The following is a 17,784-nucleotide window of genomic DNA, read 5'->3' on the forward strand; positions in this document are numbered from 1 at the left end:
GGCGGAGCGTCAAGGGACTGTGGGTCGATGGACAGCCCCGGAGCGGACGCGCATAGTTGCGTGATGGGAAGCGTGGTCATCTTCGAACTGCTGCTCGCCGCCGCTGCCGGCTGGGCATTCTGGCGCGGCTGGCGGCCGTCCGGACCGGAGATGATCCCCTGGATGATCGGTTTCGCGGCAATTGCCTTCGCGGCGCTGGTCGGCGCCCTCCGCTACGGCGGCATCGATGCTCTCGAACCGGTCCATCGCTTCGTTTCGACATTCGCCGGCGGGGCCGGCATCCTGCTGATCGCGGCGTCGGTGGCGCTCCGCCATCTCGTCACGGTGCCGGCAAACTGGAAGACGCCGGTCGCCTGGGCTCTGGTCGGTGCGGTCGCCGCGGCGGCGGTTGCCGGTGTCGGCGATGTCGGTATCGCCGGCCGGGCGGTCGCAATTCTGCTGATACTCGGCGCCGTCCTTCGCCAGTGGACGGCGCGGCCGCGCGTTGCCCACCTGCTGCTGCTCGCCGTTGTCTTCCTGCTGGTCGCCGCCTACGCCGCCCGCCCGGCTGCCGAACTGGTCGGCCTGAACGGGCTCAATGCCTATCACCTGCTGCTGACGGTCGGGGTCGTGATGTTCGGACTGGCGATCCGCCCGACGCGCTGAGGGAAGGGCAGCCTTGCGGCAAATTATTTTAAGTATAAAATAGTTTGCCCGAGACAGGGGCGCCCGAGCGGCGGCGCCCGGGATGGAGGTCAAGCGATGCGGATCAGGATCATCGGCGGAGGCCCGGCCGGGCTCTACTTCGCCCTGCTCATGAAGAAGGCCGATCCCTCGCACGATATCGTCATCTACGAGCGGAACCGGTCGGACGACACCTTCGGATTCGGGGTCGTCTTTTCCGACGAGACGCTCGGGAATTTCCGCCTGCACGACCCGGAAAGTTTCCGTTCGATCACCGATGCCTTCGCCTACTGGGACGAGATCGACGTTCATTTCGACGGCGAGGTGATCCGTTCCGGCGGGCACGGGTTCTGCGGGCTCGCCCGCAAAGACCTGCTGCTGATCCTGCAACGGCGTGCGATCGCGCTGGGTGTCGATATCCGCTTCGAGACCGAGCTCGACGATATCGAGGCGCTCGACGGCGATCTCATCGTCGGTGCCGACGGCATCAACTCGCTGGTCCGCGAGCATTACAAGGACGCCTTCCGGCCGGAGCTCGACTGGCGGCGCAACAAGTTCGCGTGGTTCGGCACGACCAAACCGCTGAAGACCTTCACCTTCCTGTTCCGCGCCAACGAGCACGGCCTGTTCCAGGTTCACGCCTACCGGTACAACCGGGAGCATTCGACCTGGATCGTCGAGACCTCAGAGGAGACCTGGCGGCGCGCCGGCCTCGACCGGATGACGGAAGCGGAATCGCTGCGATATTGCGAGGAGCTGTTCCGCGACGATCTCGACAACCACCCGCTGCTCGCCAATCGCTCGGTCTGGCGGACCTTCCCGACGGTGAAATGCGCGCGCTGGGTGCATGAGAATGTCGCGCTGCTGGGCGATGCGGTGCACACGGCGCATTTCTCGATCGGCTCGGGCACCAAGCTCGCCATGGAAGGCGCGATCGCCCTGTTCGAGGCCTGCCGCGACAACACTTCGGTCGCCGATGCGCTGGCTGCCTACGAGCGCGACCGCCGCGAGGAAGTCGAGCGACTGCAGCACGCGGCCCAGGTCAGCCTCGAATGGTTCGAGCATACGCCGCGCTATCGCGGTTTCGAGCCGCTTCAGTTCGCGGTCAGCCTGCTGACCCGCTCGAAACGGGTGACCTACGAGAATCTCGGCGTGCGCGACCCGGCCTTCATCCAGGGCGTCGACCGCATGGTGGCTGCCCGTGCGGCCCGCCAGAGCGGTTGCCCGGTGCCGCTGGACCCGGCGCCGCCGCCGATGTTCACGCCGTTCCGGCTGCGCGACATGACGCTGGTCAACCGGGTCGTGGTCTCGCCGATGTGCCAGTATTCGGCCGAGGACGGGATGCCGAACGACTGGCACCTGGTTCACCTGGGGGCGCGGGCGACCGGCGGCGCCGGGCTCGTCTATACCGAGATGACGGATGTGCTGGAGGACGGCCGGATCACGCCGGGCTGCGCCGGCATGTGGAAGGACGAGCATATCGCGCCCTGGGCCCGGATCGTCGATTTCGTGCATGCCAACAGCCGGGCGAAAATCTGCATGCAGCTTGCCCATGCCGGTCGCAAGGGCTCGACCTGCCTGCCCTGGGCCGGTGGCGCCGACATGCCGCTGCCGGGCGGCAACTGGCCGCTGATCGCGCCGTCGGAACTGCCCTATCTGCCGGATGTCAGCCAGGTTCCGCAGGCGATGGACCGGGATGACATGGACCGGGTCCGCGACGGCTTCGTCGCCGCGGCGCGGCGCGCCGAGGCGGCCGGCTTCGACATGATCGAGCTGCACATGGCGCACGGCTACCTGCTGTCCGCCTTCATCTCGCCGCTGTCGAACCGGCGGACGGACGAGTATGGCGGCAGCCTGGAAAACCGGATGCGCTTCCCGCTCGAGATTTTCGACGCGATGCGGGCCGCCTGGCCGGAAGCGAAGCCGATGTCGGTCCGCCTCTCGGCGACCGACTGGGTCGAGGGTGGGCTGACCGGCGATGACTCGGTCGCGATCGCCCGCCTGCTGAAGGCCCACGGCTGCGACATCGTCGACGTGTCGACCGGTCAGACCTCGCCGGACGCCCGTCCGGTCTATGGCCGCATGTACCAGACGCCGTTCGCAGACCAGATCCGCCAGGAGGCGGAGATCGCCACGATGGCGGTCGGCAACATCACCAGTGCCGACCAGGTCAACACCATCGTCGCCGCCGGGCGCGCCGACCTTGTCGCGCTGGCACGGCCCCATCTCGCCAACCCGCATTTCACGCTCGCCGCCGCCGCCCATTACGGCTACGGCGCGCAGTTCTGGCCGCCGCAATATGCCTCGGCCCGGCCGCAGGCCGAGGCCCTTGCCGACCGGGAGCGCGAGGAACTGGCCGAGCTCCGCGAGGAGGCGGCGCGCGGCCGCCGGGTGCAGAGCCGCCGGGAGGCCGCGGAATAGGCACGGAACGGGGCGTCCCCGGCTTGACTTTCCGGCCCCGTTGCCTCTTGTTCGGGCCTCCGGCGGGATAGCCGATGCAAGGTCGAAGGGAAGTGACGATGGCGAATTCGGAGAGCGCGCCCGGCGCGGCTGCCCGCGAGCTCTATCTCGTCTTCGGTGGCGAGGTCGTGGACACGCAGACCAAGGATTACGCGGATCCCGGAAAGCTCGATATCCGCGGCATTTTCGCGAGCTACGACGAGGCGCTTGCCGCCTGGCGCGCGGCCAGCCAGCAGTATGTCGACAACGCCTTCATGAAATACGTCATCGTCCGGCTTTTCTGACGCCGTTGTCCGGACCGCGCCGGACGCTTTGCGGCGTCCGCGGATCACTTTCCCTTGATTCCGCGACCCCCGGCCGGCTCGACCATGCTAGGCTCGTGATCGTTGCTGAAATCTCCGGGCGGCTGCCGCCCGGCCGAGAACCGTCAACGTTCACTTGCAGGGAACTACGCCGATGAGGAGCCTTTTCCGTCCCGGTCGTTCGGTCGTCCATTGCATCAACGGCGCGGCCGCGTCCTCGCACCCGCTGTCCAGCCTCGCCGCCGTCGAGGTGCTGCGGCAGGGCGGCAACGCCATCGATGCGGCGGTCACCGCCTGCGCGGTGCAATGCGTGGTCGAGCCAATGTCGACCGGCATCGGCGGCGACTGCTTCGTGCTCTATTCACCGGGCGGCAGCCGTGACGTGGTGGCGCTGAACGGGTCCGGGCGGGCCCCGGCCGGGCTCGACGCGGCGCAGCTTCAGGCGCAGGGACTGTCCAGCATTCCGACCGAAAGCCCGCACGCGGTCACCATCCCCGGCGCGATCGATGCCTGGTCCCGGCTGCTCGCCGATCACGGCACCTGGGACCTGGCCCGGGTGCTGGCGCCGGCGATCACCTATGCCGAGGAAGGCTTCGCCGTCACCCCCCGGGTCGCCTGGGACTGGAGCCGGTCCGGGAGCCGTTTCTCGAATCCGGAAACCGGCGCTCGCTTCTACCTGAAGGACGGTGTCGCCCCCGTCGCCGGCGAGCGCTGGGCCTCGCCCGAGCTTGCCGCGACGCTCAGGCGGATCGCCCGCGACGGCCGCGACGGGTTCTACAAGGGGCCCGTGGCGGAAGACATCGTCGGTTTCCTGAACGGCCTCGGCGGTCGCCATTCGCTTGACGATTTCGCCAGCCATACCTCGGAATATGTGACGCCGATCTCGAGCCGCTACCGCGACCACGAGGTCCTGCAGATTCCGCCGAACGGGCAGGGCATCACGACGCTGATCCTGCTCAACATCCTCCAGGGGTACGAGTTGTCGGGCCTCGATCCGAACGGTGCGCTGCGCCTGCATCTCGAAGCCGAGGCGACGCGTCTCGCCTTCGATGCGCGGAACCAGCATGTCGGCGATCCGGCGCATGGCGCGGTCCCGGTCGAGCGGCTGCTGTCGGCGGATTTCGCAGCCGAGCAGCGGGCGACCATCGATCCGGAACGGGCCGGCCGGCCGCTCGATTCCGCCGGTCTCGCCGCATACCGCGATACCGTCTACCTGACCGTCGTCGACAAGGATCGAAACGCCGTCTCGTTCATCAACTCGCTCTACTTCCCCTTCGGCTCGACGCTGGTCGCGCCGGAGAGCGGCGTCATGCTGCAGAACCGGGGAGCGGGCTTCCGGGTCGAGCCCGGCCATCCGAACTGCGTCGCGCCGGGCAAGCGGCCGCTGCACACGATCATCCCCGGCATGGTGTTCGAGGGCGATCGCCTGAAATGGTCCTATGGCGTCATGGGTGGCGGCTACCAGCCGGTCGGCCATGCCCACGTGCTGACCAACATGATCGACTACGGCATGGACGAGCAGGAGGCGCTCGACAACCCCCGCGCCTTCTACGAGGACGGAACCTATTACCTGGAAGAGGGGATCCCGGACGGGGTCGCCGCCGCGCTGCAGGGCATGGGGCACAACGTCAAGCCGGCCGGAAACCCCTACGGCGGCGGTCAGATCATCGGCATCGACTGGGACAACGGGACGCTTGCCGCGGCCTCCGAGCCGCGCAAGGACGGCATCGCGATCGGCTACTGAGCCGCGCACGGTTCGTCCGGAACTTCGGCGAGGTCAGGCGGGGAAGCAACCCGCCTGCCGGGCGCGGGCAAGGGCCAGCCGGTACACCGTCTCGATCGTCGGGACGGGCAGTCCGGCGATCCCGGCAAGCTCGATGATCGAGCCAACCAGCGCGTCGAGCTCCATCGGCCGGCCAAGTTCGAGATCCTGCATCATCGAGGTCTTGTGCTCGCCGACCGCCTCGGCCGTGGCGATGCGCTTGTCGACCGACATCGCGAAGCGGATGCCGAGCGCCTCGCCGACGGCCTTCGATTCCGACATCATCGCCGCGATGACGGCGCGCGTTTCGGGATCACGGGCCATGCCGGCAAGCGTCTGCATGGTCAGCACGCTGACCGGGTTGAACGACAGGTTGCCCCAGAGCTTCATCCAGAGCTCGTTGCGCAGGTCGGTGCGGACCGGCGATTTCAGGCCGGCCCCGACCATTGCCTTCGAGAGCGCCGTTGCCCGCTCCGACTTGCTGCCGTCGGGTTCGCCGAGCGGCAGCCGGTCGCCGTAGCTGTGGTTGACGACCCCCGGAGCCTCGAGCTCGGCGGCCTGCCAGACGACGGTGCCGATGGCGCGTTGCGGCCCGATGCCGCGCCACTGCACGCCGCCCGGATCGACGGATTCGAGCTGGCGCTCGGCATTGGGGCCCTCGACACCGTGGAAGTACCACCAGGGAATGCCGTTCATCGCCGTCACGACCGCCGTGTCGGGCCCGAGTAGGGGCTGCATGGCGTCGACAACGGTCGGCGCGGCGGTCGCCTTCAGGCTGACGATGACGTAATCCTGCGGGCCGAGATCAGCCGGGTTGTCGGTCGCCTTCGGGTGGCAGGTGAAATCGCCGGTCGGGGTCCTGACCCGGAGACCGTTGGCGCGGATCGCCGCCAGGTGCGCGCCGCGCGCGACCAGCGAGACGTCGAGCCCGGCACGCGAGAGCAGCCCGCCGATCAGTCCGCCGATCGCCCCGGCGCCGTAAACGCAGATCTTCATGCGCCGAGTCCGAGCTTGGCGGCGAGCCCGATGCGCTGCAGCTTGCCGGTCGCGCCCTTCGGGATCTCGTCGAGGAACAGGATCCTGCGCGGTACCTTGAAATCGGCCAGCCGCTCGCCGACGAACCTGCGCAGCACCGCCTCCTCGACCGTCGCGCCGTCGCGCAGCACGACGGCGGCGCCGACGTCCTCGCCGAGCTTGTCGTGCGGTATCGCGAAGGCGATCGCCTGGGCGACCGCCGGATGATCCATCAGCACTTCGTCGACCTCGCGCGGGCTGATCTTCTCGCCGCCGCGGTTGATGATCTCCTTCAGCCGTCCGGTGATCGTCAGATAGCCCTCGGCGTCGAAGACCCCCTGGTCGCCGGTCCGGAACCAGCCGTTCGTGAAGGCGGTCCGGTTGGCCTCCGGATTGTTCTCGTAGCCGGCCGTGACATTCGGGCCGCGGATCACCACCTCGCCTGTCGCGCCCTGCGGCAGGATGGCGCCGTCCGCATCCATGATCGCCACTTCCGGCCCGGCCGCGATGCCGACCGATCCGGGCTTGCGCGCCTTCGGCGGCAACGGGTTCGAGGTCATCTGATGGGTCGCTTCGGTCATGCCGTAGGATTCGATCACCGGCGCGCCGAACGCGTCTTCAAGCGCGGCCATGACCTGCGGCGGCAGCGACGAGGAGGACGAGCGGATGAAACGGAGCGGATGGGCCTTGATCGCCGCCTGGTTCCGTTCGGCGCGGCTCAGGATCGCCTGGTGCATGGTCGGCACCGCGCTGTACCAGTTCGCGCCGGCCTCCTCGAGCCAGGTGAAGAAGCGGAGCGCATTGAAGCCCGGCGTGCAGTAGACCGACCCGCCCGCGGCGAGGCTGGAAAGTGTTGCCGCGATCAGTCCGTGAATATGGAAGAGCGGCATGATGTTGAGGCAGCGGTCGGCCGGCGTCAGCGCCAGGGTGGCGCCGATATGGCGGGCCGAGGCGACCAGGTTCCGCTGCCTGAGCGGGACGATCTTCGGTCGCGAGGTGGTGCCCGAGGTATGCAGCACCAGGGCAATGTCGTCCGGGCCCGCCCGGCCCGGGCGGGCGCACTCGCCCCCCGCCGGGCCGTCGAGCGTGAAGCTGCCGGCAGGATCCGCGGGATCGAAGGACAGTTCCAGCACCGGGACCTTCTTCTCGGCCGCGACCGCGCGGGCCGGCGTCTCCCAGTCCTTCAGGACGACCAGCGCCCGGGCCTGGAGATCGTCGAGATAGAAGGCGAATTCCTCGGCCCGGTAGGCCGGGTTGAGCGGCGCGGTGACGGCGCCGGCGGCGATCGAGAGGAAGGCGCTGGCCATCTCGGGGCCGTTCGGCAGGACGATCGCGACCTTGTCGCCACGGCCGATGCCGAGGGCGTTGAGCCGGTCCACGGTTGCCGCGATCTGAGCCGCGAGACCGCGGTGATCCAGGGGCGGACGATCCGGGGCGAGCAGCGCCGGCGAGGTCGGGTCCGCCTGGCCGAGCAGGCCGGCCAGTGTATCCGCCGTTTCGGATGTCGAAGAAGCCATCGCAATTACCCTGACGCTGCGTGAGATCCGGGATTCCCTGCGTCTAGGATGTATCGGCCGGTCATCGCTTCTGCAAGGAAAGCGTGCAGACGGAAGGGCAAAGGAGCTTTGTCATGGCGCCCGGGGAACGGCGCATGCCGGAGCTGTCGACGGCTCAGATCCTGACTTCGACCCCGGCGATACCGAACAGCGCGATGCCCTGTTCGTCGGCGAGGCGATAGGCGTCGACCGCCTGCTGGTGACCGGAAGGCCCGGGGCCATCCTCGTCGTCGGCATCGAGCGCCTGGCCCAGCAACTGGGCGAGGAAGGGGCTGGAAACGCCGCGGTGGGCGGCGGCGCCGAAGCTGGCCGCGGCATTCTTCGCGGCATGGCCGGTCGCCTCGCTGGCCGACGATCCGGCAGTCTCGCGCTCCCTGCCGATCGCGTCACGGGCAGTCGGGCGGGGTTCCGGGCGGGTCTTCCGGATCGCCTCGAGCGGCTCGATCTCGGGTTGCGGACGGGTTCCGATCCGGCCCGCAAGCAAGGCAGCGGCGCCGAGAGGCCGATAGACCTCCGCCGTTCCTGTGCCTGCGATATGCGAACCGGAAATCAATGTGTCGCACCTGTCCTATTGAACCCAATCTACCTCACCTAGGGCTAATAGATTGCATTTTCGCTAATTTTCTTCAACCGGCCAGGGCGGGTCAATCATCGGATTGTGATCGTCGGCAACAGAACGGCGATTGTCCGCCGTGTCGGAGGCAATCCCCCTGCCGGCCTGGTCGGAGGGCCACGGCCGGCCCCTCGTGCCGTGATCGCGGACGCGCACCTGTATCGAAGAAAACGACTGCCCTGGAAAAAAGGGAGATAACCGGGAATGTGAACAGTCCAAATAACAATGATGGTTCAGTTTTCTGCGGCTGATCGTGGAAAGAAATAATGATGGTCAGTATTTCAAATTACCTTGTGAGTCTTATAGTATAATAAAATATTCAATGTATATTGAATATTAGTAATATCAAAAAATCCGTAATATGTTGACATATGAATCTCCGAAGCTAAGTTCAGGGACACACTGCAAATCGAATGTGGCCGGACGGAATCGCTTATTCCGCCCGAATAACCATGTCTGTATCAGACTTATGTCGGTAATTATTGGCGGAATATTTTCATTTGACTGACGTTGCACCAAAACTGGAAGTCTCCGGACTTTACAAGATTTTCGGGCCGTCGCCGGAACGCGCGCTGGCCCGCCGGCGGGAAGGGGGCTCCAAGGACCGGATCCTGTCGGAGACCGGCGACGTGGTCGCCGTTTCCGACATTTCCTTCTCGGTTCGGGAAGGCGAATTCTTTGTCGTCATGGGTTTGTCCGGATCCGGGAAATCGACCCTTATCCGCTGCCTCAACCGGCTGATCGATCCGACCGCCGGCCGGATTCTTGTCGACGGCGAGGATGTCGCGCAGATGGATGCCGAAGCGCTGCGCCAGCTCCGGCTCTCCAAGATGGCGATGGTCTTCCAGCATTTCGCGCTGTTTCCGCACCGGACGGTTGGCGAGAATGTCGAGTTCGGCCTCAAGATGCAGGGCGTCGATCGATCCGAACGCCGGGACCGTGCCCTCGAGGCGCTCGACCTGGTCGAACTGCGCGCCTGGGCCGACCGGTCGCCCGCGGCACTGAGCGGCGGGATGCGCCAGCGCGTCGGCCTTGCCCGGGCACTGGCCGTCGATCCGCAGATCCTGCTGATGGACGAGCCGTTCGGCGCCCTCGACCCGCTGATCCGGCGCGACATGCAGGAAGAGCTCATCACCCTGCAGCGGCGCTTCAAGAAGACGATCATCTTCATCACCCACGACCTCCACGAGGCTCTCCGGCTGGGGGATCGGGTCGCGATCATGCGCGACGGGCGTTTCGTCCAGGTCGGCGCGCCCCAGGCGATCGTCGATCACCCGGAAGATCCCTATGTGGCTGCCTTCACCCAGGATGTCGACCGCGGCCGGGTCTTCACCGTCGAGACCATCATGCGCGAACCGGAAACGCTCGTTTCCGGCGCGGACGACGTCGACGGGGCGCTCCGGCGGCTGCATGACAGCGGACGCAGCGGGCTGGTCGTTACCGGCGCCGACGGTGGCGCCAATGGCGTCGTCGGCCTGGCCGAGCTGTCTGCCGCGGCGTCGGCCGGCGGCGATGCCGGGGCCCTGAGCGCAGCGACGCAGGATGTGACGACAGTCGCGCCCGAAACGGCCCTCGCCGATATCTACGACCAGTGCACGGCCGGGTTGCCGATCGCCGTCGTGGACAAGGCCGGCAGCCTTTGCGGCGTGGTCGAGCCGCTCGACGTGTTCACCGCCCTGACCGGGAACGAGGGTTCCGAAGACAGGAAGGACGCCGGTCGCCTGGCGCGCTAGAAACATGGACAGACTTTCCGATATCTACGTTCTGCCGGTCGACGACTGGATCGAAAGCTTCGTCAAGGACTGGCTGGTGCCCAATTTCCGGCCCGCCTTCCAGGCGATCCAGTGGCCGATCGACCAGGTGCTGACCGGTCTTGACGCCTTCCTGCTGACGATCCCCCCGTTCCTCTTCATGGCCGTGGCGGTGCTTCTGGCCTGGCGCATCGGCGGTCGCGGCATCTCGCTTTTCACACTGGCCGCCCTCGTCCTGCTGGATCTCATGGGGATCTGGGACGATTCGATGACCACTCTCGCCATGGTGTTGACCTCGGTCGTGTTCTGCGCGGTCGTCGGCGTACCGCTCGGCATCCTCGCGGCGCGCAGCGACCGCTTCCAGACCGGCCTCCGTCCGGTCCTCGACATCATGCAGACGATCCCGGCCTTCGTGTACCTCGTTCCGATCGTGATGCTGTTCGGGGTCGGCATGGTGCCCGGCATCATCGCCACCATCATCTTCGCCATGCCGCCGCTGATCCGGCTCACCAATCTCGGCATCCGGCAGGTTCCGGAAGAAATGGTCGAGGCCGGCTATGCCTTTGGCGCGACCCGCCGCCAGGTCTTGTTCGAGGTCCAGGTCCCGATCGCCATGAAGACCATCATGGCCGGTCTGAACCAGACCCTCATGCTGTCGCTCTCGATGGTCGTGATCGCGGCCCTGATCGGCGCCGAGGGGCTCGGGCTCCTGGTCTTCACCGGGATCGGCCGCCTCGACGTCGGGGCCGCGGCGCTCGGCGGTATCGGCATCGTGCTGATCGCCATCGTGCTCGACCGCCTTACCCAGGCGCTCGGCGAACCGTCCCTCGGCGAGGAGAAGCGGTCCTTCCGCGGCCTCGCGATGCGGCTGGTCGGCGGCTCGCCGGCGGCAGACAAGGCGGACGAGAGTGCGGCCGACCCGGCCGGTCCCGCCGGTGCGGCGGCGAAACGCAACTGAATTCAGGCTTTCGGCCGTCCGTTCGCGGGGATGGCCGGGTGACATCGAGCTTCGAGATCCGGAGCGCGCCTCTCGGGTGCGTCCGGAACCGGAGGAATACGCGATAACGAACGAGGAAAGGATAGCGATCATGAACTTGGCAAATGCCGGACACATGATGAAATCCGCCATTGCGGGCGCCACGATGGGCGCGGCAATCCTGCTCGCCGGAGCGAGCGCCCAGGCGGCCGAACTGCCGGGCGAGGGCGTCACCGTCCACCCGGCCCGGGCGACCTGGGATACCGGCTGGTTCCAGACCGAGATCTACATCAAGGCGCTCGAGCGCCTCGGCTACGAGGTCAAGACCCCGAAGACCCTCGACAATCCGCCCTTCTACCAGGCGGTCTCGCAGGGCGACGTGGACTTCTGGGTGAACGGCTGGTTCCCGATCCACAATACCTATACGGAGACCTTCGAGAAGGGCGCCGAGATCGTCGGCTATGTCGCCCAGGGCGGTGCCCTGCAGGGCTACCTGATCGACAAGAAGACGGCCGAGAAGTACGACATCACCAGCCTCGAGGACTTCAAGAAGCCCGAGATCCGCAAGCTCTTCGACACCGACGACGACGGCAAGGCCGAGTTGGTCGCCTGCCCGCCGGGCTGGGGCTGCGAACTGGTGATCGCCCATCAGATCGAGGCCTATGGCCTCGAGGACGCGATCGATCCGATCAAGGCCGGCTATTCCGCGTCGATGGCCGACGCCATCGGCCGCTACGAAGCCGGCGAGCCGGTCCTGTTCTACACCTGGACGCCGAACTGGACGGTCGGGATGCTGAAGCCGGGCCGTGACGTGGTCTGGATCGAGGTGCCCTATCCGAGCCTGCCGGACGATCAGAAGATGTACGAGGACAAGACGACGGTCCCCGGCGTCACCGGCTGCGTCGACGATCCGTGCAAGATGGGCTGGCCGGCCAACGACATCCGCCCGGTCGCCAATTCCGAGTTCCTCGACAAGAATCCGGCCATCCGGGCGCTGCTCGAGAAGGTCCGGATCCCGCTCGACGACATCTTCGCCCAGAATGCCAAGATGTTCGAAGGCGAGGACAAGAAGGCCGACATCAAACGGCATGCCGACGAATGGATCGCCGATCACCAGAAGCTGTTCGACAGCTGGATCGAGGCGGCCGTGCAGGCGGCCTCCTGACCGGCTTTCACCGGGACTGGCCGGGGCTTCGAACGCCTCGGCCGGAACGATCGAGGGCGGCCTCCGGGCCGCCCTTTTTCGTGCCGTTCCGGGTGCGCTACTTGTTGCCGCTGAGCTTGTCGATCTGCGCCTGCATGACGGCGAGCTGCTGCTTGAGCTCGTCGAGCGCTTCCTTCGATTCGCCGCCCTTGGCGGGCGCCGCGCCTTCGGGCCGGTCGCCCTTGGTCCCGGGCGTGCTGTTGCCCGGCGCGACGGGCGAGAAGAGCTTCATCGCCTCCTGGAACATGGCCAGGTTCTGACGGCCGATTTCCTCGAAGGTGCGGAACGGGTTCAGTTCGCCGAAGGTCTCGGCGACGGCCGTCCGCATCTGCTCCTGGTTGCGGGAGAAGGTGCTCATCGACATTTCCAGATAGCCCGGCACGAGGCCCTGCAGACTGTCGCCGTAATAGCTGATCAGTTCGCGGAGGAAGGGCACGGGCAGCATGTTCTGACCCTTGGATTCCTCCTCGAAGATGATCTGGGTGAGGACCGAGCGGGTGATCTCGTCGCCGCTCTTCGCGTCGAAGACGACAAACTCCTTGCCCTCCTTGACCATTTTCGCCAGGTGGTCGAGCGTCACGTAAGACGACGTGTCGGTGTTGTAGAGGCGACGATTGGCGTATTTCTTGATGACGATGGTATCGGTCTGCTTCCCGTTTTCCTGTTTCACGTCAACGCGTCCCCGTTTCCTTGGCAAAGTCGGTTCACGACAGTCGCCGCGATTCAAGAACATGCCCCCGCAATGCGCAAGCGAATTGTGCAATGCGCAATATCGGGCCCGCGGCTCGCTGGCCGGGCCGCGCCGGGCGCGCTATCCTGCGCCGATGTCTGACGATCGCGAAATACGGGCGCTGGCGCGGCGCTTCCTCGACCTGTGGGAGCGCGAGACCGCGGCGCTCGGCGACGATCCGACGCTGCAGCGCTTCACCGGCGAACTGATGCGCCTTGCCGGCACGAGGCTCGGTCCGGGCAATCATGACGTTTCGCGGAATAGCGATACGCCGGGTTCCGTCACGGCGTCGGCCGAAGCGGACGATGGAAAGACCGGACGATGAACGGACCGCGATCCGGGCCGCGGCCGCTTGGCCTGCACCTGGCCGTTGCTACCGGCATCGCGCTCAGTGTCGGCCCGGGCTACGCCGCCGCGCGGGCCGGCGCCGTTCCCTGGCCGGACGGCCTGCGTGACGAGGCCGAGGGGCTGCTCGCCGACATGGCGGCGCACGATCCGGCCCGCCTCGGGCTGGCGATCGCCGAGGAAGGCCATGCCCGGCTTGGCCGGATGATTTCCGGGATCGACAAGTACCAGGGTCATTCCTACCGCCGGGATCTGGCCGATCCGCCCGTCCTGTGGCGCGAGGGTTCGACCCGGCTGCTCGATTTCGGCCCGGGGGATGCGGCGCCCGGCGACCGCTTGCCGATCCTGTTCGTGCCGTCGCTGATCAACCGCGCCTACGTGCTCGACCTGATGCCGGAACGCAGTTTGATGCGACATCTGGCGGCCCGCGGTTTCCGGCCGTTGCTGCTCGACTGGGGAATGCCCGGGGCGGACGAGCGCGCCTTCGATCTCACCGCCTATGTCGCCGGGCGGCTGGTTCGCGCCCTCGATGTGGCGGTCGACGCCCATGACGGCCGGCCGGTCGGGCTCGCCGGCTATTGCATGGGCGGCAATCTCGCAGTCGCGGTCGCCACCCTCGCGCCGGAACGGATTGCCCGCCTCGCCCTGCTGGCGACGCCCTGGGACTTCCATGCCGAGCTCAACCCGACGGCCAGGATGCTGGCGACCACCGAGACGCTGTGGGAGCCGGTGCTGGCGGCGGTCGGCGAGCTGCCGGTCGACTATCTGCAGGCGCTGTTCGCGAGCCTCGACCCGGGGTTGGCGATGCGTAAGTTCAGCCGGTTCGACCGGCTCGACCCGGCCGGACCCCATGCCGCCGAATTCGTCGCGCTGGAGGACTGGTTGAACGACGGGGTGGCGCTGCCCGCGGCGGTCGCCCGGGAATGCCTGGGCGGCTGGTACGGCGCCAACAGCACCGCCGGCGGCGCCTGGCGGATCGCCGGCCAGATCGTCGATCCGGCCGCCGTCCGGCTGCCGACCATGGCGGCGATCCCGGCCCGCGACCGGATCGTGCCGCGGCCCTCGGCGCTCGCCCTCGCCGGGACGATCCCCGATTGCCGGATCCTCACCCCGCCGTCCGGCCATATCGGCATGGTGACCAGCGCGCGCGCGCCGAGCGGCCTCTGGCGGGATCTCGAGGACTGGTTCGCCGGCGCCTGACAGGGCCGGTCGCCCGCTTCTGCCTCCGTTGTTCGATTTTGCACCTGCGAAATGCGGCGCAAGGTTGTATCGTGATGGGGAATCGCCGGGCGCAGGCCGGGTCCGGCATCGCCGGCAATGCGCATGCCGGCGGGCCCCCGGTCGGCAGCCGACCGGCCCGCGAGATACGGACATCGCCGCCCGTGAAATCCGGACGGCGACATGCCATCATGAAACGTCATCGTCAGGAGGATCGCCCATGTCCAAGAACGGCACCGAAATCGTCATCGCTTCCGCCGCCCGCACCCCGGTCGGCGCCTTCAACGGCGCCATGTCGGGCCTGCCCGCGCACCAGCTCGGCCAGGTCGCGATCAATGCCGTGCTCGAACGCGCCGGGGTCGCGGCCGCGGAGGTGAGCGAGGTCATCCTCGGCCAGATCCTCACCGCGGGCGAGGGCCAGAACCCGGCCCGCCAGGCCTCGATCGCCGCCGGCATGCCGGTCGAGGTCCCGGCCTGGGGCGTCAACCAGCTCTGTGGCTCCGGTCTGCGCGCCGTGGCCCTCGGCCACCAGGCGATCCTGAACGGCGATTCGTCGATCGTCGTCGCCGGCGGCCAGGAAAGCATGAGCCAGGCGCCGCATTGCGCGCATCTCCGCAACGGCCAGCGGCTCGGCAATCTCGAATTCGTCGACACGATGATCCGCGACGGCCTGTGGGACGCCTTCAACGGCTACCACATGGGCAACACGGCCGAGAACGTGGCCGAGCGCTGGCAGATCACTCGCGAGCAGCAGGACGCCTTCGCTGCCGCCTCCCAGGCCAAGGCCGGCGCGGCGATGAGCTCGGGCCGCTTCAAGGACGAGATCGCCCCGGTCACCGTGAAGACCCGCAAGGGCGAGACCGTGGTCGACCAGGACGAGTTCCCGCGCCCGGACACGACCGCCGAGAGCCTCGCCCGGCTCCGCCCCGCCTTCCAGAAGGACGGCACGGTGACCGCCGGCAACGCCTCCGGGATCAACGACGGCGCCGCCGCGGTGGTACTGATGACGGCGGCCGAGGCGGCGAAGCGCGGCATCACGCCGCTCGCCCGGATCGTCTCCTGGGCGCAGGCCGGCGTCGATCCGGCGATCATGGGCACCGGGCCGATCCCGGCCAGCCGCCGGGCCCTGGAGAAGGCCGGCTGGAAGGCCGAGGACCTCGACCTGATCGAGGCCAACGAGGCCTTCGCCGCCCAGGCCTGCGCGGTCAACCGCGATCTCGGCTGGGACACCGACAAGGTGAACGTCAATGGCGGGGCGATTGCGATCGGCCACCCGATCGGCGCCTCGGGCGCCCGGGTGCTGGTCACCCTGCTCCATGAAATGCAGAAGCGCGACGCCAGGAAGGGCCTGGCGACGCTGTGCATCGGCGGCGGCATGGGCATTGCCATGTGCGTCGAACGCTGACGTCGAATCGACGGGGCGATACATAACAAAACGCAGCAATACGGGGATGGATCATGGCTCGAGTGGCACTTGTTACCGGCGGTACGCGGGGAATCGGCGCGGCAATCAGCATCGGATTGAAAAATGCGGGCTATGTCGTCGCCGCCAACTATGCCGGCAATGACGAACGGGCGCGGGCGTTCAACCAGGAACACGGGATCGACGTCTACAAGTTCGACGTTTCCGATTTCGACGCCTGCGCCGCCGGCGTCGCCCAGGTGGAGAAGGATCACGGCCCCGTCGAGGTGCTGGTCAACAATGCCGGCATTACCCGCGACGGGACGCTGCAGCGCATGGACAAGATGAGCTGGCAGGCGGTGGTCGATACCAACCTGGGCTCCTGCTACAACATGTGCCACGCGGTCATCGGCTCGATGCGGGAGCGGAAGTTCGGGCGGATCGTCAATATCGGCTCGATCAACGGCCAGGCCGGCCAGTATGGCCAGGTCAACTACGCCGCCGCCAAGTCCGGCATTCACGGCTTCACCAAGGCGCTCGCCCAGGAAGGCGCGGCGCACGGCATCACCGTGAACGCGATCGCGCCGGGCTACATCGATACCGACATGGTCGCGGCGGTGCCCGAGAAGGTGCTGGAGAAGATCGTCGCCAAGATCCCGGTCGGCCGCCTCGGCAAGGCGAGCGAGATCGCCCGCGGCGTGCTGTTCCTGGTCGCCGACGATGCCGGTTTCGTGACCGGCTCGACGATGTCGATCAACGGCGGCCAGCATATGTATTGAGCCACCGCCGCACTTCGACCTATTGATGGAACGGCCGGGCGAACTTCGTCCGGCCGTTCGCATGTCACGGGATGAGAGAGTGACCGGGAATGGCTGATGGAGCCGGAACGACCGCCCGGAAGGGCAGCCTCAGGGCAACCCTGATCGGCGGCATCGCGGTGCTGCTCTGGGCGCTGCTTGCCCTGTTCACGGCGGCGACCGGCCAGGTCCCGCCGTTCCAGCTCGCCGCGATGTCGTTCACCATCGCCTTTCTCGTCGCCGTCGTCATGTGGCTGCGCCGCGGCCGGGCGGTGCTTGCCCGCCTGCGCCAGCCGCCGGTCGTCTGGCTGATCGGGATCGGCGGGCTGTTCGGCTATCACTTCTGCTATTTTCTGGCGCTGCGGAACGCGCCGGCTGTCGAGGCGAGCCTGATCGCCTATCTCTGGCCGCTGCTGATCGTCTTCTTCTCCGCGCTGCTGCCGGGCGAGCGCCTGCGCTGGTATCACGTGGCCGGTGTCTTCGCGGGACTGGCCGGGACGGTGCTGCTCGTCTCCGGCGGCGAACTCGCCTTCAAGGGCGAATACGCGCTCGGCTACGCGGCGGCAGGGGCCTGCGCCCTCATCTGGTCGGGCTATTCGGTACTGAGCCGCCGCTTCCCGGCTGTTCCCACCGACGTCGTCGGCGGTTATTGCGGGGCGACGGCGGTGCTGGCGCTGCTTTGCCATCTCGGCTTCGAGACGACCGTCTGGCCGGCCGGCGCGCTCGAATGGCTGGCCGTGGCCGGGCTCGGCCTCGGCCCGGTCGGCGCCGCCTTCTTCGTCTGGGATCACGGCGTCAAGCATGGCGACATCCAGGCGCTGGGGGCCGCTGCCTATGCCGCGCCGCTGCTCTCGACGCTGGTGCTGATCGCCACGGGTCTCGCCGCGCCGACGGCGGTCGTGCTGATCGCCTGCCTGCTGATCACCGGCGGCGCGGTGCTCGGCGCCGGCGGGCTCGTCCGTCGTCGCCGGACGGCGCCCGCCGGTTAAGC

The 17,784-nt window shown here is 67.5% G+C and carries 16 protein-coding genes; 12 read left to right on the forward strand and 4 right to left on the reverse strand.

Annotated features, from left to right (window positions below; translation table 11 throughout):
* The first annotated feature begins 27 nt into the window (after nt 1-27).
* From OCH7691_RS03905 to ggt, 4 genes are all read left to right on the forward strand, one after another.
* Nucleotides 28-645, forward strand: a complete 618-nt coding sequence (locus tag OCH7691_RS03905; protein ID WP_139839505.1) for a DUF6962 family protein — start codon at nt 28-30, stop codon at nt 643-645.
* Between the two features lie 96 nt (nt 646-741).
* Nucleotides 742-3,084, forward strand: coding sequence for a bifunctional salicylyl-CoA 5-hydroxylase/oxidoreductase (locus OCH7691_RS03910; protein ID WP_085882084.1), 2,343 nt, complete (start codon nt 742-744; stop codon nt 3,082-3,084).
* A gap of 98 nt (nt 3,085-3,182) precedes the next feature.
* On the forward strand, nt 3,183-3,407 hold the full coding sequence (locus OCH7691_RS03915; protein ID WP_085882085.1) for a DUF4170 domain-containing protein: 225 nt from the start codon (nt 3,183-3,185) through the stop codon (nt 3,405-3,407).
* A 172-nt stretch (nt 3,408-3,579) separates the two neighbouring features.
* Nucleotides 3,580-5,169 carry a gamma-glutamyltransferase gene (gene ggt, locus OCH7691_RS03920; RefSeq protein WP_085882086.1) on the forward strand — a complete coding sequence of 530 codons (1,590 nt, stop codon included), beginning with the start codon at nt 3,580-3,582 and terminating at the stop codon, nt 5,167-5,169.
* Between the two features lie 33 nt (nt 5,170-5,202).
* Here ggt and OCH7691_RS03925 read toward each other — a convergent pair whose 3' ends face one another.
* The 3 genes from OCH7691_RS03925 to OCH7691_RS03935 form a co-directional block, all read right to left on the reverse strand.
* Nucleotides 5,203-6,183 (reverse strand): 2-dehydropantoate 2-reductase, encoded by a 981-nt coding sequence (locus tag OCH7691_RS03925; protein ID WP_085882087.1) that lies wholly within the window; start codon nt 6,181-6,183, stop codon nt 5,203-5,205.
* Entirely contained in the window at nt 6,180-7,718 is a 1,539-nt protein-coding gene (locus tag OCH7691_RS03930; protein ID WP_085882088.1) for an acyl--CoA ligase, read from the reverse strand. The genes OCH7691_RS03925 and OCH7691_RS03930 overlap by 4 nt, the downstream gene beginning before the upstream one ends.
* A 154-nt stretch (nt 7,719-7,872) precedes the next feature.
* Nucleotides 7,873-8,241 carry a hypothetical protein gene (locus OCH7691_RS03935; protein ID WP_085882089.1) on the reverse strand — a complete coding sequence of 123 codons (369 nt, stop codon included), beginning with the start codon at nt 8,239-8,241 and terminating at the stop codon, nt 7,873-7,875.
* Nucleotides 8,242-8,870: 629 nt separating this feature from the next.
* Here OCH7691_RS03935 and OCH7691_RS03940 point away from each other — a divergent pair.
* The 3 genes from OCH7691_RS03940 to proX all read left to right on the forward strand — a co-directional run bounded on the left by OCH7691_RS03940 (nt 8,871) and on the right by proX (nt 12,262).
* Nucleotides 8,871-10,103 carry a quaternary amine ABC transporter ATP-binding protein gene (locus tag OCH7691_RS03940; protein ID WP_085883485.1) on the forward strand — a complete coding sequence of 411 codons (1,233 nt, stop codon included), beginning with the start codon at nt 8,871-8,873 and terminating at the stop codon, nt 10,101-10,103.
* 4 nt (nt 10,104-10,107) lie between these two features.
* Nucleotides 10,108-11,079: an ABC transporter permease gene (locus tag OCH7691_RS03945; RefSeq protein ID WP_085882090.1), complete on the forward strand. Its 972-nt coding sequence runs from the start codon at nt 10,108-10,110 to the stop codon at nt 11,077-11,079.
* Between the two features lie 130 nt (nt 11,080-11,209).
* Complete coding sequence (gene proX, locus OCH7691_RS03950) at nt 11,210-12,262, forward strand: glycine betaine/L-proline ABC transporter substrate-binding protein ProX (RefSeq protein ID WP_217807783.1); 1,053 nt, start codon at nt 11,210-11,212, stop codon at nt 12,260-12,262.
* 97 nt (nt 12,263-12,359) lie between these two features.
* On the opposite strand, the gene phaR is transcribed toward proX, so the two are convergent.
* Nucleotides 12,360-12,971, reverse strand: coding sequence for a polyhydroxyalkanoate synthesis repressor PhaR (gene phaR / locus OCH7691_RS03955; protein ID WP_217807784.1), 612 nt, complete (start codon nt 12,969-12,971; stop codon nt 12,360-12,362).
* Nucleotides 12,972-13,125: 154 nt separating this feature from the next.
* Between phaR and OCH7691_RS03960 the strand changes: the two genes are divergently transcribed.
* From OCH7691_RS03960 to yddG, 5 genes are all read left to right on the forward strand, one after another.
* Nucleotides 13,126-13,356 (forward strand): hypothetical protein, encoded by a 231-nt coding sequence (locus OCH7691_RS03960; protein WP_139839506.1) that lies wholly within the window; start codon nt 13,126-13,128, stop codon nt 13,354-13,356.
* Complete coding sequence (locus OCH7691_RS03965) at nt 13,353-14,576, forward strand: alpha/beta fold hydrolase (RefSeq protein ID WP_085882093.1); 1,224 nt, start codon at nt 13,353-13,355, stop codon at nt 14,574-14,576. Before OCH7691_RS03960 ends, OCH7691_RS03965 begins: the two co-directional genes overlap by 4 nt.
* Nucleotides 14,577-14,814: 238 nt before the next feature.
* A complete protein-coding gene (locus OCH7691_RS03970; protein WP_085882094.1) occupies nt 14,815-15,999 on the forward strand; it encodes an acetyl-CoA C-acetyltransferase in 1,185 nt (394 codons plus the stop codon).
* Nucleotides 16,000-16,052: 53 nt separating this feature from the next.
* Nucleotides 16,053-16,775: an acetoacetyl-CoA reductase gene (gene phbB / locus OCH7691_RS03975; RefSeq protein ID WP_085882095.1), complete on the forward strand. Its 723-nt coding sequence runs from the start codon at nt 16,053-16,055 to the stop codon at nt 16,773-16,775.
* An 89-nt stretch (nt 16,776-16,864) separates the two neighbouring features.
* A complete protein-coding gene (gene yddG, locus OCH7691_RS03980) occupies nt 16,865-17,782 on the forward strand; it encodes an aromatic amino acid exporter YddG (protein WP_085882096.1) in 918 nt (305 codons plus the stop codon).
* The last annotated feature ends 2 nt before the right edge of the window (nt 17,783-17,784 follow it).

The sequence above is a fragment of the Oceanibacterium hippocampi genome, from assembly GCF_900172325.1.
Classification (GTDB): domain Bacteria; phylum Pseudomonadota; class Alphaproteobacteria; order Sneathiellales; family Sneathiellaceae; genus Oceanibacterium; species Oceanibacterium hippocampi.